At 55.7% G+C, this 25584-nt stretch carries 29 protein-coding genes; 10 read left to right on the top strand and 19 right to left on the bottom strand.

All coding sequences use genetic code 11. The features are described 5' to 3' along the window. Positions 1-82: 82 nt before the first annotated feature. From J8I87_RS32000 to J8I87_RS31955, 10 genes are all read right to left on the bottom strand, one after another. The gene (locus J8I87_RS32000; protein WP_313067118.1) at positions 83-421 is read right to left on the bottom strand and encodes a hypothetical protein; all 339 of its coding nucleotides are present in this window, start codon (positions 419-421) and stop codon (positions 83-85) included. Then, positions 418-885, bottom strand: coding sequence for a cytochrome c maturation protein CcmE (gene ccmE, locus J8I87_RS31995; protein ID WP_209936175.1), 468 nt, complete (start codon positions 883-885; stop codon positions 418-420). Before ccmE ends, J8I87_RS32000 begins: the two co-directional genes overlap by 4 nt. Next, positions 882-1061, bottom strand: a complete 180-nt coding sequence (gene ccmD, locus J8I87_RS31990) for a heme exporter protein CcmD (protein ID WP_209936174.1) — start codon at positions 1059-1061, stop codon at positions 882-884. Before ccmD ends, ccmE begins: the two co-directional genes overlap by 4 nt. Then, positions 1058-1813: a heme ABC transporter permease gene (locus J8I87_RS31985; RefSeq protein WP_209936173.1), complete on the bottom strand. Its 756-nt coding sequence runs from the start codon at positions 1811-1813 to the stop codon at positions 1058-1060. The genes ccmD and J8I87_RS31985 overlap by 4 nt, the downstream gene beginning before the upstream one ends. A gap of 47 nt (positions 1814-1860) precedes the next feature. After that, complete coding sequence (gene ccmB / locus J8I87_RS31980) at positions 1861-2526, bottom strand: heme exporter protein CcmB (protein WP_209936172.1); 666 nt, start codon at positions 2524-2526, stop codon at positions 1861-1863. A 2-nt stretch (positions 2527-2528) separates the two neighbouring features. Then, positions 2529-3206, bottom strand: coding sequence for a cytochrome c biogenesis heme-transporting ATPase CcmA (gene ccmA, locus J8I87_RS31975; protein WP_209936171.1), 678 nt, complete (start codon positions 3204-3206; stop codon positions 2529-2531). A gap of 12 nt (positions 3207-3218) precedes the next feature. Then, positions 3219-3770 (bottom strand): peptide-methionine (S)-S-oxide reductase MsrA, encoded by a 552-nt coding sequence (gene msrA / locus J8I87_RS31970; RefSeq protein ID WP_209936169.1) that lies wholly within the window; start codon positions 3768-3770, stop codon positions 3219-3221. Positions 3771-4256: 486 nt separating this feature from the next. Continuing rightward, a complete protein-coding gene (locus J8I87_RS31965) occupies positions 4257-5174 on the bottom strand; it encodes an NADP-dependent oxidoreductase (RefSeq protein ID WP_209936168.1) in 918 nt (305 codons plus the stop codon). A gap of 63 nt (positions 5175-5237) precedes the next feature. After that, positions 5238-6155: an NADP-dependent oxidoreductase gene (locus tag J8I87_RS31960; RefSeq protein WP_209936167.1), complete on the bottom strand. Its 918-nt coding sequence runs from the start codon at positions 6153-6155 to the stop codon at positions 5238-5240. Between the two features lie 187 nt (positions 6156-6342). Then, positions 6343-6921, bottom strand: a complete 579-nt coding sequence (locus J8I87_RS31955) for a cytochrome P460 family protein (RefSeq protein ID WP_209936166.1) — start codon at positions 6919-6921, stop codon at positions 6343-6345. A 799-nt stretch (positions 6922-7720) separates the two neighbouring features. Between J8I87_RS31955 and J8I87_RS31950 the strand changes: the two genes are divergently transcribed. Next, positions 7721-8623, top strand: coding sequence for an aspartyl/asparaginyl beta-hydroxylase domain-containing protein (locus J8I87_RS31950; RefSeq protein ID WP_209936165.1), 903 nt, complete (start codon positions 7721-7723; stop codon positions 8621-8623). A 90-nt stretch (positions 8624-8713) separates the two neighbouring features. Here J8I87_RS31950 and J8I87_RS31945 read toward each other — a convergent pair whose 3' ends face one another. Both J8I87_RS31945 and J8I87_RS31940 read right to left on the bottom strand, forming a co-directional pair. Beyond that, a complete protein-coding gene (locus J8I87_RS31945) occupies positions 8714-8938 on the bottom strand; it encodes a hypothetical protein (protein WP_209936163.1) in 225 nt (74 codons plus the stop codon). 178 nt (positions 8939-9116) lie between these two features. Next, positions 9117-9782, bottom strand: coding sequence for an IS607 family transposase (locus tag J8I87_RS31940; protein ID WP_245254315.1), 666 nt, complete (start codon positions 9780-9782; stop codon positions 9117-9119). Positions 9783-9880: 98 nt separating this feature from the next. Here J8I87_RS31940 and J8I87_RS31935 point away from each other — a divergent pair, with 98 nt between their 5' ends. Then, entirely contained in the window at positions 9881-10309 is a 429-nt protein-coding gene (locus J8I87_RS31935; RefSeq protein WP_209936162.1) for a hypothetical protein, read from the top strand. Here the strand turns inward: J8I87_RS31935 and ccsB are convergent. The 4 genes from ccsB to J8I87_RS31915 all read right to left on the bottom strand — a co-directional run bounded on the left by ccsB (position 10294) and on the right by J8I87_RS31915 (position 14044). Further along, on the bottom strand, positions 10294-11499 hold the full coding sequence (ccsB, locus tag J8I87_RS31930) for a c-type cytochrome biogenesis protein CcsB (protein ID WP_209936161.1): 1206 nt from the start codon (positions 11497-11499) through the stop codon (positions 10294-10296). The genes J8I87_RS31935 and ccsB overlap by 16 nt on opposite strands. A gap of 198 nt (positions 11500-11697) precedes the next feature. Next, positions 11698-12009: a high-potential iron-sulfur protein gene (locus J8I87_RS31925; RefSeq protein ID WP_209936160.1), complete on the bottom strand. Its 312-nt coding sequence runs from the start codon at positions 12007-12009 to the stop codon at positions 11698-11700. Between the two features lie 1125 nt (positions 12010-13134). Further along, a complete protein-coding gene (locus J8I87_RS31920; RefSeq protein ID WP_209936159.1) occupies positions 13135-13596 on the bottom strand; it encodes a hypothetical protein in 462 nt (153 codons plus the stop codon). A gap of 142 nt (positions 13597-13738) precedes the next feature. Further along, positions 13739-14044, bottom strand: a complete 306-nt coding sequence (locus J8I87_RS31915) for a DUF3331 domain-containing protein (protein ID WP_245254317.1) — start codon at positions 14042-14044, stop codon at positions 13739-13741. A gap of 678 nt (positions 14045-14722) precedes the next feature. On the opposite strand from J8I87_RS31915, the gene J8I87_RS31910 reads away from it, so the two are divergent. Then, positions 14723-15355 (top strand): cytochrome b/b6 domain-containing protein, encoded by a 633-nt coding sequence (locus J8I87_RS31910; protein WP_313067121.1) that lies wholly within the window; start codon positions 14723-14725, stop codon positions 15353-15355. 47 nt (positions 15356-15402) lie between these two features. Here the strand turns inward: J8I87_RS31910 and J8I87_RS31905 are convergent, their stop codons facing one another. Continuing rightward, positions 15403-16413: a VTT domain-containing protein gene (locus tag J8I87_RS31905; RefSeq protein WP_209936155.1), complete on the bottom strand. Its 1011-nt coding sequence runs from the start codon at positions 16411-16413 to the stop codon at positions 15403-15405. Between the two features lie 1009 nt (positions 16414-17422). Here J8I87_RS31905 and J8I87_RS31900 point away from each other — a divergent pair. The 5 genes from J8I87_RS31900 to J8I87_RS31880 all read left to right on the top strand — a co-directional run bounded on the left by J8I87_RS31900 (position 17423) and on the right by J8I87_RS31880 (position 22011). After that, positions 17423-18166, top strand: a complete 744-nt coding sequence (locus tag J8I87_RS31900) for a TetR/AcrR family transcriptional regulator (protein WP_209936154.1) — start codon at positions 17423-17425, stop codon at positions 18164-18166. Between the two features lie 89 nt (positions 18167-18255). Then, positions 18256-19965 carry a sensor histidine kinase gene (locus tag J8I87_RS31895; protein WP_209936153.1) on the top strand — a complete coding sequence of 570 codons (1710 nt, stop codon included), beginning with the start codon at positions 18256-18258 and terminating at the stop codon, positions 19963-19965. A 50-nt stretch (positions 19966-20015) separates the two neighbouring features. Next, the gene (locus J8I87_RS31890) at positions 20016-20651 is read left to right on the top strand and encodes a response regulator transcription factor (protein ID WP_209936152.1); all 636 of its coding nucleotides are present in this window, start codon (positions 20016-20018) and stop codon (positions 20649-20651) included. A gap of 110 nt (positions 20652-20761) precedes the next feature. Then, positions 20762-21310 (top strand): carboxymuconolactone decarboxylase family protein, encoded by a 549-nt coding sequence (locus J8I87_RS31885; protein WP_209936151.1) that lies wholly within the window; start codon positions 20762-20764, stop codon positions 21308-21310. Positions 21311-21492: 182 nt separating this feature from the next. Further along, the gene (locus J8I87_RS31880) at positions 21493-22011 is read left to right on the top strand and encodes a hypothetical protein (RefSeq protein WP_209936149.1); all 519 of its coding nucleotides are present in this window, start codon (positions 21493-21495) and stop codon (positions 22009-22011) included. Between the two features lie 140 nt (positions 22012-22151). Here the strand turns inward: J8I87_RS31880 and J8I87_RS31875 are convergent, their stop codons facing one another. Next, complete coding sequence (locus J8I87_RS31875; protein WP_313067087.1) at positions 22152-22682, bottom strand: carboxymuconolactone decarboxylase family protein; 531 nt, start codon at positions 22680-22682, stop codon at positions 22152-22154. Between the two features lie 371 nt (positions 22683-23053). Beyond that, on the bottom strand, positions 23054-23644 hold the full coding sequence (locus tag J8I87_RS31870) for a TetR/AcrR family transcriptional regulator (protein ID WP_209936148.1): 591 nt from the start codon (positions 23642-23644) through the stop codon (positions 23054-23056). Between the two features lie 632 nt (positions 23645-24276). On the opposite strand from J8I87_RS31870, the gene J8I87_RS31865 reads away from it, so the two are divergent. After that, positions 24277-24699 carry a DUF3331 domain-containing protein gene (locus J8I87_RS31865; protein ID WP_209936147.1) on the top strand — a complete coding sequence of 141 codons (423 nt, stop codon included), beginning with the start codon at positions 24277-24279 and terminating at the stop codon, positions 24697-24699. Positions 24700-24879: 180 nt separating this feature from the next. After that, a complete protein-coding gene (locus J8I87_RS31860) occupies positions 24880-25437 on the top strand; it encodes a TetR/AcrR family transcriptional regulator (RefSeq protein ID WP_209936146.1) in 558 nt (185 codons plus the stop codon). Positions 25438-25584: the final 147 nt, after the last annotated feature.

The raw sequence follows: 25584 nt of genomic DNA, 5'->3' as shown, positions 1-25584 counted from the left end.
GCGCTCCTTCCACCGCCCCCGGCACAACCTCTGCAACATTCAACTTATTCGGCATGTTCAACTCCATTTTCAGACACACGTTTTACCCCAAATTCGTGTCCAGAAAAATCGGAGGCGGTTCAACCCATAGGAGCAACGAGCCCTCGTGCGCACCCCAGATTGCGCTGAACTTGTAATACCAGGGCAGCGCGCTGTTTGAATTTTGCGCAACATACGCAACCGAGAAATCGTCAGTCAGGAACGCGTGCGCCAGGCAGGCGAAACTGAACATCAAGAACATGAGCTGTCCCCACGCGGCCGGCCTCGCCAGCGCCATCCAGCGCGGATCGCCCTGCCAGGCGCCTACTAACGGGACGCTTGCTTGAACCAGCGCGAGACATAGCGCCAGGATCAGGGCTAATAGTCCGAGCTCTGGGATCATCGATACGACTCCTGTTTGCCGTGCGAAAGCTGCTCTTTCACACCGGTTTTCTTCAGCGCACCCATCGCTTCAGGTGGCATGTATTTCTCATCATGCTTGGCAAGGACTTCATCAGCGTCGAGTACCCCGTCGGGCTCTATGTGACCCATGGCGACAATACCTTGGCCCTCGCGGAAAAGGTCGGGCAGAATGCCCTCGTAGCGCACGAGGATACTGCTCTCCCCGTCCGTCACGACAAATCGCAGTGCCAGTGAACGCGGCGTGCGTTTCAACGAACCCGTCTCTACCAGCCCACCCGCGCGAATGCGTGTGCCGCGCGGTGCCTCACCAGCCGCGATCTGAGTTGGGGTGTAAAACAGATTGATGTTTTGCCGCAACGCCGCCATTGCCAACGCCGCGGCCGCGCTTGCGCCACAGAGCAGCGCCAGCATCCAATACAGTCGCTTTTTTCGTGCGGGAGTCATTGCGAAACCTCCCGGCGTCGGCTGCGCGCGAGTTTATTCAGGTACCGACGGCGTGCCAGCAAAGGCAGCATCACGTTCAATGCCAATAGAGCAACGCACAAACCATAGCCACTCCAGACGTAGGCGCCGTGTCCATCCATGGCGAGAAAATCAGCGAACGACACGAATGCGATCATGTCCGACTCTCCAGAAGCCGGGCGACCTCAGCGTCCGCCCAGCGGCTGCCGGTCTCGCGCTGCAGCACTTCCAGGCGCATACGCGCGAACAATACCGCTCCGAAGAAGCAATAGAATCCCAGCACGGCTAATAACAATGGCAGCCACATCTGCGCCGGCATGGCCGGTGCATGCGTCAGCGAGAAGCTGGCGGGCTGGTGCAAAGTGTTCCACCATTCGACCGAATACTTGATGATGGGAATGTTGACAACGCCGACCACGGATAGCACCGCGCAGGCGCGCGCGGCATTATCGCGATTGGTGATCGCCTGGCCCAACGCGATGACACCTAGATACAGGAACAGCAGGATGAGCATGGAGGTCAGGCGTGCGTCCCATACCCAGTAAGTGCCCCAGGTGGGCTTGCCCCAGATCGCCCCAGTGCTCAGCGCGATGAATGTCATCCAGGCGCCGATGGGGGCCGCCTGCTGCAGCGCGACGTCCGCCAGCTTTATTTTCCAGATCGCCCCGATGACCCCGGCAGTCGCCAACATGACGTAGATCGATTGAGCAAGCAGAGCAGCCGGCACGTGGATGTACATAATGCGAAAGCTGTCGCCCTGCTGGTAGTCTGCGGGCGCAAATGCCAGTCCCCATGACAGGCCGATCACGAGCAAAAGCGCGCTCGCAGATGCGAGCCATGGCAGACACCTGCCACTCATGGAGTAGAACAGCTTTGGCGAGCCCCATTTGTGTAGCCAGGTCCAGTTCATTCGAGTTGCTCTTGAGCGGTCGTCGGGTCGGCACCACGGATGGCGCGTCATTCGGCGACACTGATGGAAAGCGCCGCGGCAATCGCAAACGGCGCCAAAGTCATTGCCAGCGCAGTAAGGCACGACAACCACAGCAGGTATCCCGCAACAGGCAGGCCCTGCAACGCGGCTTGCAGAGCACCGCTACCTAGGATCAGCACCGGGACATACAGCGGCAGGATTAGCAGCCCCAGTAACAACCCGCCTCGACGCAAACCAACCGTGAGCGCGGCGCCGACTGCACCGAGCAGGATGAGCACAGGCGTCCCCAGCAACAGGGAAAGCAGCAGCGCGCCAAAGCAATGGGTTGGGAGGCCGAGCATCAGGGCAAGGAGAGGGGCCATCACCACCATCGCCAGGCCGCTGCAAATCCAGTGCGCGGTTACTTTGACCAGTACCAGCACCAGCATCGAGTGCGATGAAAGCATCCATTGCTCCAGCGAACCATCTTCGAAATCAGCACGAAACAGGCCGTCTAGCGAAAGCAGCATGGCCAGCAGCGCCGCGACCCACACTAGCCCTGGCGCGGCTTGTTGCAGAAACTGTGATTGCGCCCCCAGCGCTAGCGGAAACAGCGCAACGACAACGGAGAAAAACGCTAAGGGGTTAACAACGTCCCCTGGTTGGCGACATAACAGACGCAACTCGCGGTTAAGTAAGGAAATCACGACCATGGTCACGTGGCGTACTGCCCAAGATCAAGGACAGCGTAAGCTCGCGCCCGTTGGGTCAGTTCGTGGTGCGTAGTCAGCACCACCGTACCGCCGCGCTCACAATGCACTGCCAAGTGCGCTTCAAGTTGCGCTGTGCCTGCCCTATCCAGCGCCGTGAACGGTTCATCCAGTAGCCACAGCATTGGCGCACTGGGCAGGTACAGGCGCGCCAATGCGACGCGACGCTGCTGGCCCGCCGACAGGGCATGGCAGCGCGTGTCCTCAAAGCCGCGCAGGCCCACCGCGACGATCGCCCGCTCTACGGCGGCGATCGCATCGCGCCCGTGCAATGCTCCTAGCCATGACAGGTTTTCCTCAACGGTCAAGAGTGCCTTCACACCGGGGGCATGCCCTATCCATAGCAGCCGAGAAGCGAGGGCTCCGCGCTGCTGGGCAAGGGCTTGGCCGAACAGCTCAACATGCCCCAAAGCCGGCTGAGCCAACCCGCATAGCAGACGCAGAAGGCTGCTTTTTCCGCTGCCGTTGGGACCTATGATGCGCAACATGTCACCGGCCGCGAGGCCGAAGCTCACGTCGTTGAACAGCCGACGCTGGTTTCGTTCGCAACCGAGACGCACCGCGTTGAGCACCCGGCACCCAGTGCGAACACTGCCATCTGGCCAGACGCAAAGTTCTTGCATGACGTACTGCACCTAAGACCGGGTATTCGCGCGAGCAAGAGTATGAATTGTCGCGGAATCGTCTACTGTCTCGCTCTTCGGAAGGACCCAGTTTTGACGAGGAAAGTGACAGGTATACCCTCCCGGCTGCTTCTCAAGATAGTCCTGATGCTCCGGCTCAGCTTCCCAGAAGTGTCCGACAGGCTCAAGCTCAGTGACAACGCTGCCCGGCCACCGGCCCGATGCTTCCACGTCGGCAATGGTCTCCAGCGCCACCTTTTTCTGCTCGTCGGTCGTATAGAAAATCGCGGAACGGTAGCTTGTTCCCACATCGTTACCTTGACGGTCCAGTGTCGTCGGATCGTGGATTTGAAAGAAGTACTCCAGAATGCGCCGGTAGCTAGTCTGCGTTGTATCGAAGACTATCTCGATCCCCTCCGCATGAGTGCCATGATTGCGGTAGGTCGCGTTCAAAATGTCGCCCCCGGTATAACCGACGCGAGTCGAAACAACACCGGGAAGCTTGCGGATTAGCTCCTGCATTCCCCAGAAGCATCCCCCAGCAAGTACAGCACGCTGATGCATGTTAAACCTCCTTAATCTGATGGATATATCGTTATGGCGCTCGCTCTACGTGCCGTCGCTACTTGACGAACCAACGGTGGAGCGCCACTAAACTCGTAGCGCAGCTCTCTGCCGGGACACTCGCGGACCACACCCGAGCATTACTTTAGCCATGGATTGGATTGGATCGGTCCTGTCAATCCCGAGCGACAGGTCAAAACCGTCGTGTGGCGCGGAATGTTATTTCCCGGAGAACGCGCCGTCCGTTCCCGTCTTCAGGGCGACACATGGCGAATATGCCGTCGTTCGAACGCGAACGCGTCCTGCGACTTTCGATACCGCAGTCAAGAGACTCCGTTGACTGGCCGATCGCGGAACGCGTTACCGTTGGCAGTCGAGCTTCATGCATCGCTCATGTACTGCATTTTGGCTGGACTGACCGCAGCAACGCGCTCGGGCGAGCAAGCAAATAGTTACGTGTATCGGTTACCGCGCTTTACTGACTTCTCACTGCCGAATGCGGATAATCGTCTTCCCTTCACGTCGTTTGGTCGCGTTCAAGGCCGCGACGGCATCGTCGAGGGTCGAGATCTCGCCAATGTTGGTCCGTAGTCGTCCGTCCCGCACCCGCTGGACAATCTCGCTCAATTGGGCGCGATCGGACTCAACAACAAAATCAATCGCACGCCCGTTATAAGGACGCGCCTCGGACGGCCCGACAACAGACACCAGTGTCCCTCCGGCTCGAACCAAGCCTGCGGATCGTTTGCCGATGTCGCCACCGATGACATCGAACACAAGATCAACTCCGCCGACGTCCTCCAGCGTATCGCTATCGAGGTCGACAAACTCTTGCGAGCCGAAGTCGAGGGCCTTCTGACGGTCGGCGGCGCGCCCTGTGCCAATGACATAAGCGCCGGCCTCTCGCGCGAGTTGCGTCACCATCGTTCCGACTGCCCCAGCCGCACCGTGAGCGAGCACGCGCTGGCCTGCCTGAAGGCGTCCATGTTGAAACAGCCCTTGCCAGGCGGTCAGTCCCGAGATTGGCAGGCTGGCGCCCACCGTAAAGTCAACGTCCCCGGGCAGCGGTGCCAAGTTACGCGCCTCAATCGCCACATACTCCGCCAAGGTTCCGTCACGGTACCAGTCGGCGAGGCCGAACACCCTTTGGCCCACAGACAGACCCGTCGTTCCGTAGCCGAGAGCGGTAACCACTCCGGCCAGCTCGTGGCCAGGGATCGACGGTTTTCGGTCATGGTCGCTGCGATCTGTCCAAGTCGAGGGCCATGCCATTTCAGTGGGGACGAACCCGGATGCCTGAATCCGAACAATAAGGTCATTTATCCCGGCCGTCGGCTCCGGCCGCTCGACAAGTTTCAATCCTGCCAATCCCGCCGTCTGATCGGTTGCCACAATCGCCTTCATGTGCATTCTCTCCATGTTGCGTGCTTCTTTACTGGAACCGTCGCAGTGACGGCCGTGTATCGCTCACGGACGAATTCTTATGATCGTTTTTCCGTTGGTCTTTTCGGTCGGGTTGAGCGCGCTAACTGCGTCCTCGAGGTTAGAGACTTTGCCGATATGCGTGCGTAACCGTCCCTCACGGACACGCTGGATGACTTCGCTCAGTTGCGTGCGATCGGATACGACAACGAAGTCGATCGCCAGTCCGTCTACAGGTCGCGCCTCGGCCGGCCCGGCGATTGTCACCAGCGTTCCTCCGGCTCGGACCACACCAGCGGATCGCTTCCCGATGTCGCCACCGAACACATCGAAAACCAAATCCACTGCACTGACATCTTTCAGGTCGTCGTTCTCAAGATCGATAAATTCGTGCGCGCCGAACTCGAGTGCCGCCCGACGGTGCCCAGCGCGTCCCGTGCCTATGACATAGGCGCCTGCCTCCCGTGCGAGCTGAGTTACGATCGAACCGACTGCACCGGCCGCGCCATGCACCAGAACGCTTTGGCCGGCCTCGATGCGACCGTGGTCGAACAATCCCTGCCACGCGGTCAACCCTGGCATCGCGACGCTCGCGCCGACCGCGAAGTCGACGTCGCCCGGCAGCGGCGCGAGGTTGCGTGCCTCAATCGCCACATACTCGGCCAAGGTACCGCTGCGATATGAGTCCGTAAGTCCGAACACGCGTTGTCCCACCGATAATCCCCTCGTGCCATAGCCGAGAGCGGTGACTACACCTGCCAACTCTTGCCCGGGAATCGATGGTGTCCGGTCACGGCCTTGACGATCGGTCCACGTCGAGGGCCACGTCAGCTCATCCCAAGTGAACCCCGACGCATGGACCTGAACGATGACATCGTTTATCGCTGCCTCCGGCTCAGGCCGGTCGGCGAGCTTCATGCCGGCCGTCCCGGCAGCCGGGTCCGTCACAATGATTGCCTTCATATGATTTACCTCCTCGGTATTTCGCCAAAATGTTGCATCGGTCGAACCGTTCAGCGCCTCTTGTCAGGCACCATGGGAAATTTTCGAAAGCGAAGGACAACCAGCACCTCACCGTGACCCTCGCTTCCCCAAAATGCTCGAACGAGAGCAGTGGCTCAACCGACACCTCATCGAGGCCGTGCGCGCTTTATCGACTCAGGGGCGGATAACCCGTTGTGTATATCCAGTCTGACGCTTGAGCCGGTATGTGACACGACTGGCAGTCCTTCTTATAGTCTGTGGATGTAGTTTTCTTCGGATCGGTTGCATCAAACCAGGACCAACCCCATCCGTCGCCCCAAAGCTTGTTTTCCGGAAAGCGTCCGACGTCATCTTTAACCATTACGAACCAGCCAGAAAGGGTGCCGGCACTACTTACCGTTCCGGTCGTCATTGGCTTCGTGTTCGTCTTGTACACTTCTTTCACGAGAACAGTGCCATCCGGGAAATGTCCGTCCTTGCGGTACGCGGCGATGGTCCCTGGAGATGCGTAGACCACGTGCAATTGCTTTGATCCCGCGCCATTGTCTGCGGCGACAGCCCAGCTCCCCAGCATCTGATAAGTTGTCCGGTAATCGGCGGGCACCTGCATATTTCCCTTGCCGTCGACAACAGTCGCGGTCGTCCCTTTGTAGGGCAAGCGCGTATCCGTCTGCCCGTATGCAGCAACGGCAATCGTCACGGACAATCCTGTCAGGGCGACGCCCAAGATACCGGCAATTCTCATGGCACTGCTCCTCGTGTGTAGGTGAACACATATAGTTTCCCGCCGGAAGACATAGAGGTGCAACGGCGCTTGAGTATGCAAGCAATATGCGTGAGTATGCCCCCGAGTTCACACTCACGTCGCATCGGGTCACGCGACGCCCTTGAGAAGTCAGATCACAGCCGAAGAATCAACGGACCCGATTACGACGCGCGGCGAACTCTTCAACGACAGCAGTGATGGTCTGAAAGTGAAACGTAGATCCCGCCTGCCAAGGTCTCGATCGGCGTCTATCGATGTCGAACCGAGCGTCGACGCAGCGTCCGTCTTTACGTCCCGCCGCCTGCGCCCGCTGACTTCGCGCTCGCGATACATCAATCATTCAAGGCTGGGAACGCCCTTGTCCCCAACGACTCGCGCGACCATGCCAAACATGCTCATGTATCAGTCATGTATACCGATGGATGCAGCGGTTCCGATTCCGCTTCATTTAAAATGACAGGAACTCGTCATCCACGTCGGAGCGCTAGCGTGTTCCCGCTGGTCATCGAGAGAAACGAAAAAACACAGATATATTTTTCGATCAGTTAATTCGCGGCAGCCTTAGGCGCGCCTGTGCACTCCGTCGACATATTTCGCCCCTTAGTTTTCACTCGGATATTTCCGTCGCGCTGACTTTGAGTGACGCAAGGACGGCCCGACAGGCCCGGCACGAACCGCCTCGTTAAGATAGAACTCCGGTACGGTCGCACACACGTCGTAGCGCCGGAAGCAACCTTTGCCGATCGAATTATCTCGGCGGATTACCTAGGAGTGTACGGTGCGCGTGTTGTTTTTGTTCTGGTTTGTGGCTAGCGCTTCCTACGTCGCAATGCGAGGCAGGGTACGCTTCGCGTTCTGGCGCCAATTATCCGATCATTCAACTTTTTTAGCGCCGATTAATGCCATCTTCTACATATTCTCGACGCTGAAACGAGGCGCGTATATCGACGCCCCTAGCTTTCCCGAACTTGCGCCCCTTAAAGCAAACTGGGAGACTATCCGCGATGAAGCCATGGCAGTCGACGCAGCACAGAAAATCGCGGCTGCAGCAAACTACGGCGATATAGGATTTAACTCATTCTTCAAAACCGGATGGCGCCGGTTCTATTTGAAGTGGTACGACAATCCTCATCCGTCTGCACTGGCGCTTTGTCCAGTGACGACACGTTTGCTACAGGAGATTCCGACCGTAAGAGCAGCGATGTTTGCCCAGTTACCACCTGGCGCGAGCCTCGTTAGACATCGCGATCCATACGCCGGATCCATTCGTTACCATCTCGGACTCGTCACCGCCTCCAGTCCCAGTTGCTATATCGAGGTTGATGGAGAGAAATATTACTGGCGCGATGGTGAGGAGGTCATGTTCGACGAAACCTATATCCATTACGCAAAAAACGAAACCGAAATTTCGCGCATCGTTCTCTTCTGCGATATTGAACGTCCGATGCGTTATCGCTGGGCTGCTGCATTTAACCGCGCTTTCTCGAACGCGGTGCTCCGCGCCGCCGCGTCTCCAAACGAAACCGGCGACCGTATCGGCTATCTGAATCGTGTGTTCAAATATATCTACGCAATCCGTCGATTGGGAAAGCGGATCAAGGTTTGGCATCGACCCACCTACTACGCAATCAAGTGGTTCCTGTTCGGATCGATCTTTGCGGGCATTATCTACGCACTTTAATCCTGAGTCCGCCACGCGTGCCGAAGCAGATTTCCGGCACATTCGCAGCGAGCCGACGTTCGACCCCGGGCAGCTTCGTCTGCAGACGCCTCAGCGCCAGGCCATTGCGATGTGTGGTGTGACGAAGCTTTGCCTCGCGTTGCGGATGCATGCGCAGCCGGTCAGCCTCCATCTCGACCAGGTGCGCGCCCGCCTGGCATCGAGCTGGCGCTGCTGGCGGCGTGTCGCCTTGAGCGAATCCTTGCGCTCGACATCCAGCAGCTTGCTTGTACCATCAAGCAGTCCCTGAAGTTCAACTGCGATTGCGTTGAACATACGGGCCGAAATGCCGGCTCCCGGCAGAATGCCGTCTTGTGCGACTTCGCCTTACCACCTTGGGCCGCAATCCGCGCGTACAGCTCGCGCTTCATCGTGCCGTACAACGTGGCCATCGCGTCGAGCGTCTGTAAGTCGCGCGCCGGCAGGTAAAGACTTGTCTGCGTCGTCGAGTGCATCAGACCGCCAGCACCCGCAGATTCTTGCGGCTACGTGATCCGTACAGAGGGGACGAAAAAACGGTCAGGATCTCGACGAGGTCTTCGGTGAGCTGCTGCTCGCGGCTGGCATCCGGCGCGCTCTCGAGAGCCACGACGTCGACGCGAAAGAATTCGCGTATGCGAAATAGCAGCTCGCTGCCAAAGCGCAGCAGCCGGTCCTTCGTGACCAGCCCGAGACGGGCGACGCGTCCCCGAAGGATTTCCTGCAGTAATCGCTGCAGTCCTTTCTTGCGATAATTTAATCCGCTTCCAAGGTCTGAAATGACTTCGACTCCGGCGGAACCGCTCTCAACGCAATGCTTCTGCAGCCGCGAAGCCTGCGTCTTCAGCTGTTCAGCCTGGTCGTGCGAGGAAACACGGGCGTCGCAGATTGTCTTTGCGGTTGAAGCAGGCACAGTGCCGGCCGCGGCCCGCACGGCATCGCGTTGGTAACGCCGATGCCCGCCGATAATCCGGCAAGCCGGCATCAATCGTCCCTGCCGATGCCAGCGTCGTAGTGTGCCTACCGCTACGCCCAGTTCAGCCGCAGTCTCGCCAATCGATAACATTCGCATGAGAAATCCCCCTTTGATCTCTCGTAAAGCGAACGTTTTCAAACGGGCGATGATCAGATTTGTACGCATTGGGCGCGTACTGCTGAAAACCCGTTCGGGATGGAAAGACATCGATCAAGAATCGCATGCTTCACACGCTCGAGCCCGAGGGATAGGTCGGCGGCATTGTGAACGCCGGTATCCGCCGCCTGCAACGGGACATCGACCGACAACGCCGCGAACAATCCCGGCAAACATCACCCGGACGGCCGCGGGAAGAAGGGCTGCCTAACGGGTTGCGCTCGCTCTGGCAGCTGCAAAGCGAACGACGATCTGCAGAGATGCATCGTTACGAGGCGGTCCTGCGCAGCCAGGCGCATGGACTTGACACGAATTTCCTGCTCAGCAAGGCCCTGACATGGCGCGACGAAGGCGTCTGTCAAAAATCCTTGCAAAGACGCTTCGGACGCTGCATCAGCGTCCGCGCGTCTGGACACTTCATGAGCGAGTCGCGGCGGCGCCGCATAACCCTCTTCGCGCAGACCGCCGGTTTAGAGGACGCCCCGTCGACCGCGAGTGCTTACGAAGGCGCACACCACTTTCACAGTTTCCCGTAGCTATGCAGACCCGAAAGAAACATATTTACGCCAATGAAGGCGAATGTCGTGACTACTAACCCCGTCAATGCCCACCATGCCGCGGGCCTGCCCCGAAGGCCCTTTAGCAGCCGCATATGCAACCATGCAGCGTAGTTCAGCCATACTATTAGCGCCCAGGTCTCCTTGGGGTCCCAACTCCAGTACCCGCCCCACGCTTCCGCCGCCCATAGCGCACCGAGAATCGTCGCGATGGTAAAAAATGTGAATCCGACAGAAATTGACTTGTACATCACATCGTCTAGTACTTCGAGCGCCGGGAGGCGATCACCCAAGATGCCCTTGTCTTTCATCAGGTAGGCGACGGCAACCATCGCGGATAGAGCGAAAGTGCCGTATCCGATGAAGTTCGCCGGCACGTGTATTTTCATCCACCAGCTCTGTAGCGCCGGGACAAGCGGCTGAATCTGTTGGGCATCTCGCGATATTGAATACCACATCATAAAGACGACCGCGGCGCTAATTACCAACAATACGAAAGCTCCGAGCGCATGCGTGTTGTAGTGCCTCTCGTAATAGAGATAGAAGAGCGCCGTGATAAGGTTGAACAGTACGAATACCTCATACAGGTTCGAAACGGGAATATGCCCAATGTCTGGTCCGATCAGATAGGACTCGTACCAGCGCACCATCATTCCGACAAAACCCATCAGAACAGCGCTCCATGTGAGCTTCGATGCGATTGCGCCCGCCGATGTCGAGCGAGCAAACATCGCGATCCAGTAGAACAGGGTTGCGAGGACAAATAGCGCGCTCATCCACAAAATTGCGGATTGACTCGATAGAAGGTACTTCAGGAAAAACGCGTGATCAGCTCGACCCAGAGCATCGCCATACAGGTTAATCGCGAACAGGGATAATCCAGCGATACCGACCATTAGCATGCGCGCCGGCTTCCAACGCCATCCCAGCGTGGTAAGGGCAGGAATCGCACATACAAGCACCAGTCTGTCGTAAAAATTCATGTGTGAGTGGTACTTGGCCAGCGCGAACGCTGCCCCACAGACCAAAGTCACTGCGAACAGCACGTCAAGAAGCAACGTCTTGGGCGGGATTCTCGGTTGCCAGACCGTAACGCGTGAAGAGGGCGCGATTACGACCTTCTCGTCACGCAATGATGGGCGATGCGGAGCATCTGATGTCACGTCCATTTTCGACCTCGATCCTGGAAATATGCCTCGTAGGCCTTGCGCCCTGATGTGGTGTGTATCGGAGACAGGCTTTCGGGCAGGCGACGTCCCGGGCGGCTGAGTGCCTCTTCGATTCGGCTCGACGCCGCCGGAGAACGGAAATGCGAACACGCAATTTGTTGCAGAACTAGCGATTCGCGCGCGGAAACCGGCGGTAAGTTACCCTCTTCTCGCGTACCCATTACACCAGCCAGCCCCTTCGACGGTCTTACCGGTGAACAGTGGGCAGGCAGCAGTCTTTGAAGATGCACTGCCTTGGTAGAATTGACAGTTCGCACAGTTCTGGCCGGCGGCGTACCTCGGGAACTTGGCTTTGTCCACCTTGGTCGCATCCACTCGATAGCCGAGTGCGACTGCGCTCGGGTCAGTCTCGGACAGTTCCTCCGCTGCATGAGCGACGAGCGGAAAGAAAGCGCTCGACACCAACCCTACAGCGCTTCGTACGATGAACTCACGGCGACACGACTTCATTTCAACCTCCTCGTTGGCTTGTTCGGCGATGTTGGCTATTCGGGAGACTTTCTTGGATGAGAATCTGGAACAGCCAAGACAATCTACTGCCCGTCGAGACGTATCCGTATCCACCGCCCGACAGGCAGCATGTCACGCTAGCGATTGATGGTATGGCGACGCGCCTTAAGCCGCAATGTCGCGTGGGTATCGAGCATATATACTGCCGCATAGGATTCCGGTCGTACTATCCACGCACGCCCTGAAACGAACGAAGAATGAGGCCGTATTTCTTCTTAGGCTACGAGTTCCATTTGCTTAACGAAAGACATAGGCAGCGTGGGACTGCTTATCCGACAATCAACAGCACGAAAGATTCTGGCAAAGACATGCTTACGATCTTTCAACGGCGTTCGCCGAATGAAACGGGACGACAACTTCACCACCTACGGGAGAAGCTTGTCGCAGAAGGAGTCGTCGATTGAAAAAATTGTGTTTGATGCGAGCGGAGACACTTCAGGATCTTCCTGCAACATACGAGCGATTGGGTCGCGTTTTCTCCGGTCAGCGCCGCAGCACAAAGTCAGACCGGACTTGTCAATCCGCCATCTGTTACCGCGTAACGAACCATCGCGAGGTCGTCTAAGTCGGTGATAAGCTCAATTTGACGACAACCCCTGTCGTCGGACTGGAAAGGAATTTGCCCGCCTATCGGCGGGCTCTTTTTTTGCAACGAGCCAATCAAAGAAGGACCGAAACGCTGGCAATAGAAGCAGAACCGAAAACGCGGAACTTCTCAAAAGTCGGCGTACTGGCGCTTGAGAAATGAGCATAGCGCATGCTCAGTGCAAAAAGCGATTGCGCGGAACTCAGATGCGTTCAGGTCGATCAGCGGATCGCAAACAGGCTTTACGGTTGATGAAAAGATCACCGTGGAATTGAGAGACTGGCGGGCGTAAATCCGCGCGAAATGGATTCTTCGGATCCGATGTGCACATCGTCACCGCGACATTGCTGCAGCGGCGCACCTGTTATGGCTTGACGCCGTGGTGTTGCGGAATGGACGGTCGTCCGTCCCGCGCCTCGCACAGTAAAGAACTCCTGGCCTGAATCCGGGGAGAACGACGAAGCTAAGGCACATTCAGTTTAGCGAGAATGTGGAACGACAAGAGGAAGGATCAGCGGTATCCCAAGCGCCATTACTTTAAGCAAAAGATCCACCACCAGCACACTGAACACCAGCGGAGACGATTCATATGCCATCGGCAGCGCCTGCGCAACAACTATCGAACTGACCGCACACAGGAAAAGAAATATAGCCCTGGCAAACCGGATCTTGCATATCGTCCCGAGGGCCAACACGACCCAAATTAGTCGCCCCGCTGCCGAAGCGAAACGCTCCGACGATGATTGTACGAGTATCAACTCGATTGGCAACTCCAGTATTGACCATACTGCAACAGAGAGCGCAAGCGCGCGCTGCGCGGTTCGTAGGATTACGGGCAACAAACTAGCGATGAACCCTAGCTCTTCGTTGCGGAAAGACTTGATTCGACTAGCTACGTTTTCTAGACGTTTCTCTATGCTGCTCGAACGAGTGGCCGACATGTTTGCTCCGGTGTTCTATGACCTGGGACGCCCGCGCCGGGCTTCCTAACTGGCTTATATAGCGGTGCCGAAGAACAGCGACCAGCTGTGCCGCAACTAGCGCAAAAGAAGACGCGTTGTCATTTTGATCAATGCCCCGCGATCACCATCGTGAGCTCGGTATGCGTACGCACGACGCAAGGATCATTCGATGACTGTTTGCCGGCGCGCGCGTCTCGCTCACCCATGGTCGAAAAACTGAATCGCCGATCTTGATCGGCATACCACTCAGCGCGCAGAATGACCGACCGTGTGCAAGACCGATCCTCCAGACCTGTTCGCCAAAATACCCCGTGGTCGAGTCGCTCCAGCAAATACTAAGCGTGACGGATGAAAGCCGTTCTATTATCGAAATCCTAGCGGGCGACCGTTCTTTCTTCGGAGTTTCCTTCGCCTCCTCGCAGAGCATGGTTTTCGTTCGACGAAATTTCTTCTTTTTAACAAGCGCTACTTTTGCAGCCGGTTGTGGCGCTAAAAGGCACAGCAACGCTCTCTCAATAATGTCTTCGCGGGCTTCTAGAGTCATTTGACACCTTCTTCGTTGGTCGACATCACAATTAGTGAACTTTCTCGATCCCGATCACACAAGCGCTGTGCCTCTTCGGAGAGGCGAGCTTGACTGTGGTCTCCATGCCCGGTGTGCGGCCCTAATAGAGCAACCCATGGTTGATTACCGCTCTGACGGCACTGGGAGGGAATGTTAGCGATGGAGACGGTACGCTACAATATTCACTGCGTATCGCCACCGCATCCGTCGGTATATTCGCTGCGCAATTCCGCCCTTAACCTTTCCTATCTCTTGCCTCGAAAGGATCCAGTGAACTTCCCGTATGTTGTGTCCGCATTGTGACGGCAGGCATCGCTTCTTCCTCGTGACAATTCTGAGGTTATTGCGCACAGCAAATGCAATGCAATACCTTGGTATAAAACAGCGATACCAAATATCTGCATGGCATACTTATGGAAGGCGGCTCGCACGACGTACACTCGCAGCATAAACTCCTGCGATTGTATTGCCAAAAAAGGGTAAATTTTGGATAAGGCATCAGAGTCACTTTCCCCTGAAACCAAACGCCTGCCTGTACGGGTGTGGGACCAGTCAGTGAGAATCTTTCACTGGTCGATTGTCTGTCTCGTCATCGCGGCGTATGTGACATCCCGGTACAACTGGATCACGTGGCACGTTCGTCTGGGGCAATTAACCCTTACCCTACTGATCTTCCGGATTCTGTTGGGTTTTTGGGGTAGCGACACGGCGCGTTTTAGGCGGTTTCTCGTACGCCCCTCGGGCGCGCTGGTCTACGTGCGTCGCTTCTTTTCCAACGCTGGCTCGACGTACGTCGGACACACGCCCGGCGGCGGATGGATGGTTATTGCGCTCATCCTAGTACTGTCTATGCAGGTATTGACCGGACTATATGCCTATAACGACGTGGCCCGGGTAGGACCGCTTTTCGGTATCTTCTCCGGCGATACCTCAAATATGTTCGTATCTTTGCATGGGTTACTGTTCAAGATTTTGATGACGTTTGTCACTATCCACATAGCAGTTATTGCCCTGTATCGGATCGTGAAGCGACAAGATCTGGTTCGACCGATGGCAACCGGGATACAGTATCTACCAGCCGGTCTTCGTAAGCCAACGATGATCTCCGCAAGTCGAGCACTGTCGCTATTTCTTTGCTCCGTCGTCATTGCGGCGCTGATCTCCCAGCTTTGACGCGCAATGGCACACGTCAGGCGCTGAGTATGAACCCGCCCCACTTCTCATGATGCGGATCGGACATGAATCTTGTCCACCGCTTCTCGCGTCGCCTCGTCAAGCAAGAGCGGTTCAAGGGCGAAGCCGGAAGCCCGCCATGCTTCGAGTCCTCCGGCGAGAGGAAACACTTGGCTGTACCCTTCCGTCTTCATTTGCTCCGCGACTAATGCCGCACTCACTTCGTTTGGACAGTCGCAGTAAACGACAAATTTCCTGCTCCTGTCCAATCCGTCAAGCTGCGCTACCGATGCACATTGGTCAAGCACAATCGCGCCTGGGATCCGCACAGGGTCGCTCTGTCGCCTCAGCCCCCGTCGCGCATCTATGATGCAAGGCGGAGGCTCTTGTGTCAGCAGCGCATCAAGCTGCACAGCGTCGACCCGAGGCATGCGCAAACGCCTGAGCAGGGTCGCTCGGTGTCGCCATCGGATACCTACGTAAATAACCAGAGAAATCGCGGCAATAATCGCGGTCCCAAAACCCAACCAGTCGAGGACGTTAAGAATCGGTTCTACGGTATCAGCAAACACCGAGCCGAGAGCTACCCCGACGGTCGCCCATAGTGCAGCCCCGACGGCATCGTAAAAGAGAAAATCGATGAGAGATACGCCCATCGCACCGGCCAACGGGACCGCGAGCGTAGAGAGGCCCGGAAAAAATTTGGTTACGACAAGCACACGAACGCCGAACTTTCCAAAAAGCTCGCCGCTCTTGCTCACACAACTGTCCCGCGATATCGACATGCTGCATAGGAATCCCAGTACGCGGCTCCCATAACGTCGCCCCAGCCAAAACCACAACAAGTCACCCACGAGAGCAGAACTCGTTGCAACGACCACCACATTAAACAGGGATAGCCTAATCGACCAAACGTTCTCATGGCCGCCTACCAACGAGGTGATTACGCCGGTTAGTAAAAGCGCCGGCATCGCCGGCACTGGCAAACCAAGCGACTCAAGCAGTACATTCAGAAAAACCAGCGGCAAACCGTACTCAGCGATCAGTTCTCGAAGCATCAATTCGACTCACGGAAGAAGACACATCACCCGCCAGCACCGCTTCGGCTCAAACGCCTGATGCTGCCCCTTACCTCTTACGGGCAGTCTGCCTGTAGAAGTCCGTCATATATTGCACCCATTTGCCGTCACCGGCGCTGCAATCAAGTCCCCTCCCTACGTCTGCGTCGTTCTCTGACGGTCACGACACCAGGTCGGAATGCTCGGCTGAATCAGCCGACCATCGCGCGAAGGTGGCGCCGGCTGTGCGAATCATACCGCCTAGGTCCAAAAGACCGGCCGGCTCTTCGCCCGTCGCGGTCCGTGACCGCGTCCAGCACGACGTCTTCGACGTGAAACAGTTCGCAGATACGCTACAGCAATTCGCTGCAGACGCGGAACGTTGCTCTTTCGTAATCAGCACCGGCGGTGCGATGCGGCTACGGAGAGAGCCCTCCCGCAGCAGGCGCCGCGCGCTCGCCACTTGATAATAGTCGCATGAGATATCGCCGTACGTTCCAAACTTTCGGGAAGACTCTCGCAGCTTGAATGGGATTCCCACATCGTTACAGCGTAACGATGTGATTCGACTAACTTGACTTGCATTACGCTCTACAATTCAGACTAGGACGAAACGTTTTATGGGCGCATTCCGCAAAGACGTCCAAGTCCAAGTAGAACATACCGAAGTATATCGGCACATACGTATGCGCCGACGCAACAAACTCAGAACTTGCTAATATCAACAGTGACCTTGCCCGGTGGGAAACTGATAGGCAGGGGCAGGAAGCGCCGAAGCTCATGTCGCAACGTCAAACTGTCAACAGACACGGCCCAGTGTGATGCATGGATGGTAAATGACCATACTGAGAAGTTCAGCGCAGTGCAATACGCGTGCCCCGACCGTCGAATAGATGATTCGCGGCACCCAGAATTAAGGCCCCCTCCGACTCAATTCAAAAGATTGCGTCATAGAAAGACCTATACGATAGGGCGACTGACCAAATACGGGCGTAGCGAGCCATTCCTCTTGAACGATATCCATACCGCGGCGCATAGCGATTATCAAGAGTTCCGCCAAAGAAGCAACGGAGGTCCGAACCAATCGAATTCGGCTCGCAAAAGAACGCTCGTCGGCAATGTTATCTTTATGCGGGCCCGGATCCGGGTTCCTAAACAGTTGAACTTGCGCAAAATCATGCCACGTCGACGAGAATTCAATGAGTTCGACGTCATCGACGCAGCCATCAGCTATTTTGGCGCAGACGACTTCCTGGACGCGTCGATGCGCAAGAATGCGCTCCGTGCGGACGTAAGTTGCGGAAGCCTCTACAACTCGTTCGGTGACAAGCGGTCATTGTTCCGCAGCGCACTCGTTCAGAGCGTCGAGCGAAGTTTCAGGCGCGCAATAGAAGCGGACCCGCCCCAGCTCTCCCCGTTCCGCAAAATCGAGCGCTTCTTCGTTCATCCGGCGAGGAGTGACGCGAGGCTGCTAATTAGGGCCGGTTTCGAAGCAGAAAACCTCGATACGGACTGTTCTGCGATCGTCTCGGAAACAATTGAGGCGATTGAGAAGTATCTGACAGAGTGCGTGTATGCGGGCCAACTGCAGGGAGAAATTATCCGCACTCAACCCTCGACGGAGCTCGGGAGCCTCCTCCTCACAACATTGCTCAGCATGAGCATCCTCTTCCGGTTAAGGCCGGAGCGCAGGCCCCTTGAAGAGGTCGTTCGTCCGACGCTTCACCAACTGAGGACCCCCAAGATCAGCTAGCCCGGCAGACCTAAACAGTTTAACTGCATGCAACACTCCAAGTGGGCAAGCGGCAGAATCAGGCCTCCCGTCACACACAGAAACCGAATTTGAGTACTAAAACAGGCATGATCGGTAATGGGCATCGCACGCAGCTACTGGCAATGGTCCAGGCTTCTCAACAACTTTCACGTGATACCAACGAAACGGAAGTCGTCGCGACTTTCCTGAAAAACGCCATATCGATGGCGAAGGCAAACCGGGTTCGGCTCATCAGGAACGACGGGGGGAATATGTTCGTCGAATGTGAGGCACGGCGCTCGCACAATGACGAAATCATCGTCAGCCATGGTAGGCGACCCGTCGAGTCGGAGGGACTGTTCAGGAACGTCTTCGATACGGTTTCGCTGACCTATATGCCGGTTTTCTTGGGGACTACCTCCTCTGAGCGGGCGCAAGTCTGGGTGGACCCACAACCCGACACCATTGATAGCCCCATGTTGTGTGTGCCCCTGCTCAATAGTGACGAGAGCAAGGAGATGCTCTGTCTCGACACACACCGCGATACCCTACCGTTCGATTGGTCCCTCATTTCCCACCTGAACATACTCTCAGCGCAAGCTGCGGTGAAACGAGAAAATTTGCGGCTTCGTGCACGCATCGCTCTCGAGAATAGAACGATTGAAGAGGTCGAAGTTGCGCTGTGTGCAAACAAAAAAGAGCTTGCCCACATGCAACGGATGAGTCAAACGGGCAGCTGGAGGTGGCGCGCGGGTACGGACCTGTTAGAAGCGTCCTCAGAATTTTTCCGGATATATGAAATTCCGCGTGAACGACGTATCCCGAGTGCAAAACTAGTAAACCTGACCCACCCTGACGACCTCCCACTTGTGCGAATCGCACTCGTGAAAGCCATTGCCGCTCGGCGCGTCTTCAAACTCGAATTCAGGATTGTGGTCGGCTTCGGGGAAATCAAATACGTGCAAGTGGAAGGTCACCCGCAGACTGACGACACAGAAGATCTGCAATACATCGGGGTAACCGTTGATGTCACGGAACGACGTAATGCGGAGAATGCGTTACAAGCGGCGCGCGCGGAACTCGCGCGTGCCCATCGCCTCTCCACGATGGGCGAGATGGCAGCATCAATTGTCCACGAGGTTTACCAGCCACTCACGGGAATCATTACGAACGCGGAGGCTTGTCTTAGGTGGCTGTCGAAATCACCCGCAGAAACAGCTCGGGCACGCGATTCCGCTCGACGAGTGGCTCGAGACGCCCGTCGGGCTGCTGACGTGTTCAGAGGGTTACGGGCTGTGGCGTCCAATTCGGGTATTACTAAGGTTCCTGTGGACCTCGACGATGCCATCAGGGAAGTCGCGTTTCTACTGCAGGGCGAGCTCGACCGCGCGAATATCCGATTACGCCTGCAAACCGCTGTAGCCAAACCGGTACTCGGTGATCGCACACAGATTCAACAGGTTCTGGAAAACCTGATACGTAATTCTATGGACGCTTTGCTACCCGTGGTCGGGACGCAAAAGTCTCTGATCGTGAACTCCACCTCGCATGATTCCGCGTTTGCGATGGTGACCGTCCAGGACAATGGGTGTGGGTTCGGCGAACACTCCGCAGAGGAGCTTTTCGACGCACTCTTTACAACTAAACCCAATGGTATGGGCATGGGACTGAAAGTGTGCCGTTCCATCGTAGAGGCGCACGGAGGACTACTTCAAGCCGAACGGTGCCAACAGGAAACCGTATTCCGGTTTACGTTGCCGTATTTAGACAGCACATCCGTGGATGATGTTCGGTCTTAATCCGAAACCAATAAACGAATATGTCTTTTTCAGAATCGGAGAATCATGATATGGAATCGTCTCCTTTAGTCTATGTTATCGATGACGATATCTCGGTCAGAGAATCTGTCGCGGATCTGTTGGCGACCGTGGGCCTGGAGGTAAGGCTCTTTAGCTCAGCCACGGAAATGATTGAGGTGTTGGCGAAGAACGCAGACAAGGCGGCCGCGTTGCCGAGCTGCCTCATCCTCGATATTCGGATGCCAGGGGTCGGCGGACTTGAGGCACAAGAGCGCCTCGCCAAGCTCCAGGTTTACATACCAATCGTCTTTATGACCGCGCACGGTGATATTGCGATGACTGTGAAGGCGATGAAGTCGGGCGCCCACAACTTTCTGAGCAAGCCTTTTCGTGACCAGGACATGCTTGACGCGGTCCGTTCTGCGATGATTCATGACCGCGCACGGCGCGAAAGCGAACGCGGCCGTCGAGAGTTGCGTGAACGATACGAGTCCTTGACTGCCCATGAGCGAAAGCTCCTGTCCATGGTCACAGGCGGTATGATGAACAAACAGATCGCGGCAAAGCTGAATCTGAGCGAGATAACCATAAAAGTGCATCGCGGGCAGCTCATGCGTAAGATGAAAGCGAACACGCTCGTTGAACTCGTCAAAATGGAAACACGCCTGCCAAAGTCGGATCGGTAAGTCATCTCTCGAGTCATAAATCGCCTCCCGCATCGACGCGTCTGTATCAATAATGGCGTTAACTACAATCTTATTTGCCGTCCTCGTTGGCTTTTAACCGGATAAACTAAATGACCCGTATCGCAATCCCCACGTGCGACGAAACGCCCCTCGCCTCGAAGCCGATGCTTGATGCGTTCAACAGACAATTTGGATTTACTCCGAACCAGTTCAGTATCATGTCTCTCAGCCCAGAAGCTTTAACTGGTTGGACGGGCCTACAGGGAGCACTCGCGAAGACATTAGATTCGAAGACAAGAGACGCGATCGCACTGGTTGTGTCGCAAGTAAATTCCTGCCGATACTGTCTATCTGCATACACCTTCTTGGCAGCTAATGCTGCTAATCTCAGCCTGGAGGAAATCTCGCTCAATCGGATGGGCACATCCAGTGATTCGAAGAGGGACGCTGCGGTCCACTTTGCGAAAAAAATACTGGAAACGCGCGGTAATGTAGCCGAATCAGATCTCGACATCATGCGACAAGCCGGGTTCACGGACGCCAACCTTGTCGAGATCATTGCGCTTAGCGTGCAATTCCTATTTACCAATTTCATAAACAACGTATTCGACACACCTATCGACTTCCCAGTCGTTATTTTGGACCCGAAATCGGCATAGTTAATTATCGTGACCTGAGCGCCGCGGTGTTCTCGGCTGACTCGCACATTTTTCACCGGTTTGTTATCGATGTCCGTGGATATACCGAGGTATCTCGTGATCAACCTGGAAGATGATTGACGAAGCCGCCGGGTTTTTGTTGAATCGCTGCATTGGGTCACATAGCGAGCGTGAGGAGTGTGATGTACGATCCGGCCGAGATGATGGAAATATTTGCTATCTGCGTAGCATTAGCGGGGATCGCTTACCTTCGTCAAATATTACTTACGTCGAGAGAGCGCACATCGGTACCGAGGGCGACGCTGGAATATTCAATTTACGGCGATCTAATTCTACCAACCAACTTCCATGAGTGGGTTCATATCCGTTTGACCAATGAACCAGTTCGTAACCTTGTCGAGCACTGCATAGTAATTCGCTATTCGGACGCCTACGTCGACCCCGTCGCCTATAAACATTTCCTCTGCAACAACGCACTTCCGCAAGGCATCATAGCCTTCAAGAAAACCGACGACAGTCGCACCATTATGAGCTCTGGGCTCGCGGATCGAAGCTGCAGACTGTGTTCTGACTCCTCCGCCATGGAATCTGCCAATGTGGCAGTCAAGGACAGTCTGCAATTCGGTGAGGATCCAGGATGGGGGTTTTTTCGCCTGAACCAGACCGAGCTCGCCGATTCGTCGCACAAACTTTCAATATAGGCCTGCGAAATCGACGAGGGAGACAGATCTGCGCCCGGGTGTGTGCTAGCACTCCAGCGGGCGCAAGAAACGTGTCGCTAGTTATCGTAGGAGGACGCTGAACGCTCGGCGCCGATTAAGTCTCCATGAACAGCTACACTCTAAAACTCCGGGAAATCAGGCTGAATGTCAAATACATTGGCTAGAAGGTTGGTCAAAAATACCTGCGCGCATAGCGCGATGATTTCCACAATCTGCGCATCAGAATACCCTGCAGCGCGTATGTCGTTCAGGTCCTCCGTCCTCACTTTTCCCCGCGATACTGAAACTTTCCGCGCGAACCTTATCGCTGATTCTGCATCGCGGTTCAGCGATCGGCCGACGCGGTTCAAGGCTATCTCTTGCGGGACGAGTTTAGCGAAATAGTGTGCGACGTACGAATGAGCACAAACACAATAGTCGCAGCCATTAACTTCAGACACAGCTATCGCGATCCTTTCGCGCGTACGCACATCCAATGTTCGTGAGAGCGCTGCCTGCATCTCCATCAACCCGGTCAGCGAGTGTGGACTGATGGACAGGATCCGATAAAGATCCGGGACGAATCCAAAACGCCTGCTAATGAAGTGAAATAGAGGTTGCAGACTGGACGCAGCGGTTTCTTGATGACCAGGAATATCGATACGGGACACGTTGTTCCTCCGATTGCGCCGACCAAGTGCAGCACCGGGTCCATCATAGGATTGCCTCAATACTCTGATAAGCCAGTGATTCTGAAAAGTGCAATTTCAAAACGTGAGAACTCCTCGGCGCTCTAGAAGCGCTAACCGGCAGCCCTCCCCTGGAGACGGTCCCCGCGCACGACCTAACAACATTTACGGTTAAGCGTTATATTTACCGAGCGTTGGCGAGGTGGAGAGGTGGAGAGGTGGTTGAGGGCGTGAGGTCGGAGTAGGAAAGGCGCCACCGGCAGCGGTCGAAATACCATGCTCTTGGCAGGACCACGGTTATGCCCTGCGCCCCAAACCTGTACCGACAGGTTTATGCTCATCAAGGCCAGCAGTCACGAGTCTTGTGGAGCAGACGAGATCACGGCATTAAGGAGTGCACTGGTAACCGATGTAACTGTCACACGGTTCATGCGTATGTTGCGCATCACGGCAATCCCACGCGTAGTTGCGACAACAAGCTTTGCCGCGTCGTCCGCCGACATGGACAATTCCATACCGTCTCGCTCTACGCTAAGGGCCTCGCATAACAAGTTCTCGAGCTTGACAAAGAACTCCGCCAACGAATCTCGTAACCTGTGTGACGGATCCCCTGATTCAGTGGTCAACCGGGTCGCGATGATGGCAACACACCGGGAAGTGTTACCACGAGGAACGATCAATTTAAAAAACGACTGCAGGCAAGCGCGCCTATCAGGTTTCGTAAGAGCACGCCGAACCTGCTCGTAAAACTTGCCAGCCAGGTAGTTGAATGCCCTAAGGAAGAACTCTTCTTTGCTTCCGTAAGCGTCGTAGAGTGCGCCACGTTGCACCCCCGTCGCCTCAGCCAACTCGACCATAGTGGCTTCCTTGTACCCTCGGCGCTCCAATACCTCCATTGCAACGTTGAAAACCGCTTGCTCATCAAATCGTCTCTTTCCAGCCATCTGAAATCCTTACCACAAAACTTCGATTTATCATACCGAGTAAGTTGGCCGGCTGGCTGTTCGCGCGCTGGCCATTGTCCATCGACGTGCAGGTCTGACTGCACTGACCGTGTCACCACGAACCCGCTTCGCCTGAGCACTGGCGACCTCATTCGCGACGCACATCAAGACTCGCCTACCTTACTACCGGCGGGTCTTCGAATCGTCGCGGTGTCGAACATTTAACGTCATGAACGATGTCGAAATCTGAGCACGCGCCACCCGCTCTGTTAGCGGCCTACCCAAAACGCAGGCGCCCGACCGCGCCCGCCACAGCACTTGAAGCATGATGCAAGTGGACAAAGATCAGCGACCCGACCTGCATCAGTCAACCGTCTCCGGTCCAGACGAATCGTTTGATATCCTTTGGCGTCGAACTTCTATACCGATGCATGTTTGTTTCGGGCACTAGCGCCGCGTACCATCTTTACATCGGTGCTGCCGCACTCATCCGTCACAGAACATCTGCGGTTGATAGATATCCATATCACCCACCTGTGCGATCGAGGGCCCTACAGCACGAATTCGCGCTCGAACTCCACCGCCATCTCACGTTATTCGCCGCCTAACCCCGAAGTTCCCGGAGACTAGACATGGAAGCATCGGCTACAACGGCCAAAGTCGCCGCATGGAAGAGCATCGTGCGATCGCTCGCTCAATCAGGTTCACAATCGCTGGAAAGACTTCTATCGACAGACCTGACGACACCAACGGGAACCTCAGTATCGGACGACATGCATTTGCGCCACGCGACAGTCAACATCCTCGAGCGGGCATCCCAATGCACCGTGATAGTATCTTGGCACGACCCAACACGATGCAGTTACAGTTTCCAGCTCTGGCGTCGTTTTGACGCGACCAGACCGGGAATTTGTTCTCTCAGCGGCATCGTAATCAACACCGGGGATAGCATATACAAACCTATCTCGAAGCCACGACCAATCAATGCGTCCGCAATGATGCTTGCGACCGAAGTCGAAAGCCGTCTCGCCCATGAATCTCTTGAAGATTGCTGAAAGATACACATCGAAGGCAAGCTCAGCCCTCTTCTCGTTATGGGCGTATCGCTGCAGAAGAACGCCTCGCTCTCGTTACGCAGTAACAAAAGGATTGACCTAAACCTTTGATGGCAATATAAACCTCGATTATTTTCGAGACCGGGTCGATCCTGACGATTGCGAATGGATCCGGGCGTTATGGAATCGGCCTTGATCTGTTTTTCGACTCATGATTTTGAAACGGTCACTATCCATCAAATTTCAAATTTCACAGTAGTGTCGCCGAGCATGCTGTTCGCAGAATATGGGAACAAAACGCAACTGTTTGCTGCAGCACTCAGCTGGTATATTGACAATCGTTTTGATTTGATGCTGAGACAATTGCGCAAAGCTTATTGTCCTATCGCCGTGAATCTGTGCTTCTTCCGGGTGATCAGCGAGCGATCGTTCGTCTTCGGAGGTAGCAGCGCGAGGCTGGTCTTCATCACCGCCATAAGCCTTGCTATCCGAAACTCGGCGTTCGAGCACATCAGCTCAAGTGCCATGCAGAAACTCGAGACTTTTTTTTGCGAATGCGTGACCGAGGGCCAAGGGACGATCAACAACATGACGCGGGAGCCCGCCGAACACGTCGCCAAGCTACTGATCGGATCTGTAGCTGCTCTTCCTGTACCATCGGGCGTCGATGGAAGACATGTGCCCGTAGATCGATTCGTCAAGTCTGTTGAGCTCTTGCTGCGAACGAGTCGGTGCTAACGATTCTTCGACTCAGTACTGGTGCTATCGTTAAGCTCTCCGTCATCAGCAACAGTGGGCCGCCCATGCGTACAGCAGGATGCCTGCTGCAGGACGATCGAGCCTTGTCTGCGATCCGACGTGCAGACGGCACGTGATCATCATCCT

The sequence above is a fragment of the Paraburkholderia sp. LEh10 genome, from assembly GCF_017814945.1.
GTDB lineage: Bacteria > Pseudomonadota > Gammaproteobacteria > Burkholderiales > Burkholderiaceae > Paraburkholderia.
This window is presented reverse-complemented; position numbering and strand designations above follow the sequence as displayed.

What these genes read in the sequence shown, in the direction of transcription:
- J8I87_RS32000 (WP_313067118.1), bottom strand. Translation starts at nt 421, where the DNA reads ATGATCCCAGAGCTCGGACTATTAGCCCTGATCCTGGCGCTATGTCTC.
- ccmE (WP_209936175.1), bottom strand. Translation starts at nt 885, where the DNA reads ATGACTCCCGCACGAAAAAAGCGACTGTATTGGATGCTGGCGCTGCTC.
- ccmD (WP_209936174.1), bottom strand. Translation starts at nt 1,061, where the DNA reads ATGATCGCATTCGTGTCGTTCGCTGATTTTCTCGCCATGGATGGACAC.
- J8I87_RS31985 (WP_209936173.1), bottom strand. Translation starts at nt 1,813, where the DNA reads ATGAACTGGACCTGGCTACACAAATGGGGCTCGCCAAAGCTGTTCTAC.
- ccmB (WP_209936172.1), bottom strand. Translation starts at nt 2,526, where the DNA reads ATGGTCGTGATTTCCTTACTTAACCGCGAGTTGCGTCTGTTATGTCGC.
- ccmA (WP_209936171.1), bottom strand. Translation starts at nt 3,206, where the DNA reads ATGCAAGAACTTTGCGTCTGGCCAGATGGCAGTGTTCGCACTGGGTGC.
- msrA (WP_209936169.1), bottom strand. Translation starts at nt 3,770, where the DNA reads ATGCATCAGCGTGCTGTACTTGCTGGGGGATGCTTCTGGGGAATGCAG.
- J8I87_RS31965 (WP_209936168.1), bottom strand. Translation starts at nt 5,174, where the DNA reads ATGAAGGCGATTGTGGCAACCGATCAGACGGCGGGATTGGCAGGATTG.
- J8I87_RS31960 (WP_209936167.1), bottom strand. Translation starts at nt 6,155, where the DNA reads ATGAAGGCAATCATTGTGACGGACCCGGCTGCCGGGACGGCCGGCATG.
- J8I87_RS31955 (WP_209936166.1), bottom strand. Translation starts at nt 6,921, where the DNA reads ATGAGAATTGCCGGTATCTTGGGCGTCGCCCTGACAGGATTGTCCGTG.
- J8I87_RS31945 (WP_209936163.1), bottom strand. Translation starts at nt 8,938, where the DNA reads ATGTTCAACGCAATCGCAGTTGAACTTCAGGGACTGCTTGATGGTACA.
- J8I87_RS31940 (WP_245254315.1), bottom strand. Translation starts at nt 9,782, where the DNA reads ATGCGTACAAATCTGATCATCGCCCGTTTGAAAACGTTCGCTTTACGA.
- ccsB (WP_209936161.1), bottom strand. Translation starts at nt 11,499, where the DNA reads ATGGACGTGACATCAGATGCTCCGCATCGCCCATCATTGCGTGACGAG.
- J8I87_RS31925 (WP_209936160.1), bottom strand. Translation starts at nt 12,009, where the DNA reads ATGAAGTCGTGTCGCCGTGAGTTCATCGTACGAAGCGCTGTAGGGTTG.
- J8I87_RS31920 (WP_209936159.1), bottom strand. Translation starts at nt 13,596, where the DNA reads ATGTCGGCCACTCGTTCGAGCAGCATAGAGAAACGTCTAGAAAACGTA.
- J8I87_RS31915 (WP_245254317.1), bottom strand. Translation starts at nt 14,044, where the DNA reads ATGCTCTGCGAGGAGGCGAAGGAAACTCCGAAGAAAGAACGGTCGCCC.
- J8I87_RS31905 (WP_209936155.1), bottom strand. Translation starts at nt 16,413, where the DNA reads ATGCTTCGAGAACTGATCGCTGAGTACGGTTTGCCGCTGGTTTTTCTG.
- J8I87_RS31890 (WP_209936152.1), top strand. Translation starts at nt 20,016, where the DNA reads ATGGAATCGTCTCCTTTAGTCTATGTTATCGATGACGATATCTCGGTC.
- J8I87_RS31885 (WP_209936151.1), top strand. Translation starts at nt 20,762, where the DNA reads ATGACCCGTATCGCAATCCCCACGTGCGACGAAACGCCCCTCGCCTCG.
- J8I87_RS31880 (WP_209936149.1), top strand. Translation starts at nt 21,493, where the DNA reads ATGTACGATCCGGCCGAGATGATGGAAATATTTGCTATCTGCGTAGCA.
- J8I87_RS31870 (WP_209936148.1), bottom strand. Translation starts at nt 23,644, where the DNA reads ATGGCTGGAAAGAGACGATTTGATGAGCAAGCGGTTTTCAACGTTGCA.
- J8I87_RS31865 (WP_209936147.1), top strand. Translation starts at nt 24,277, where the DNA reads ATGGAAGCATCGGCTACAACGGCCAAAGTCGCCGCATGGAAGAGCATC.
- J8I87_RS31860 (WP_209936146.1), top strand. Translation starts at nt 24,880, where the DNA reads ATGGAATCGGCCTTGATCTGTTTTTCGACTCATGATTTTGAAACGGTC.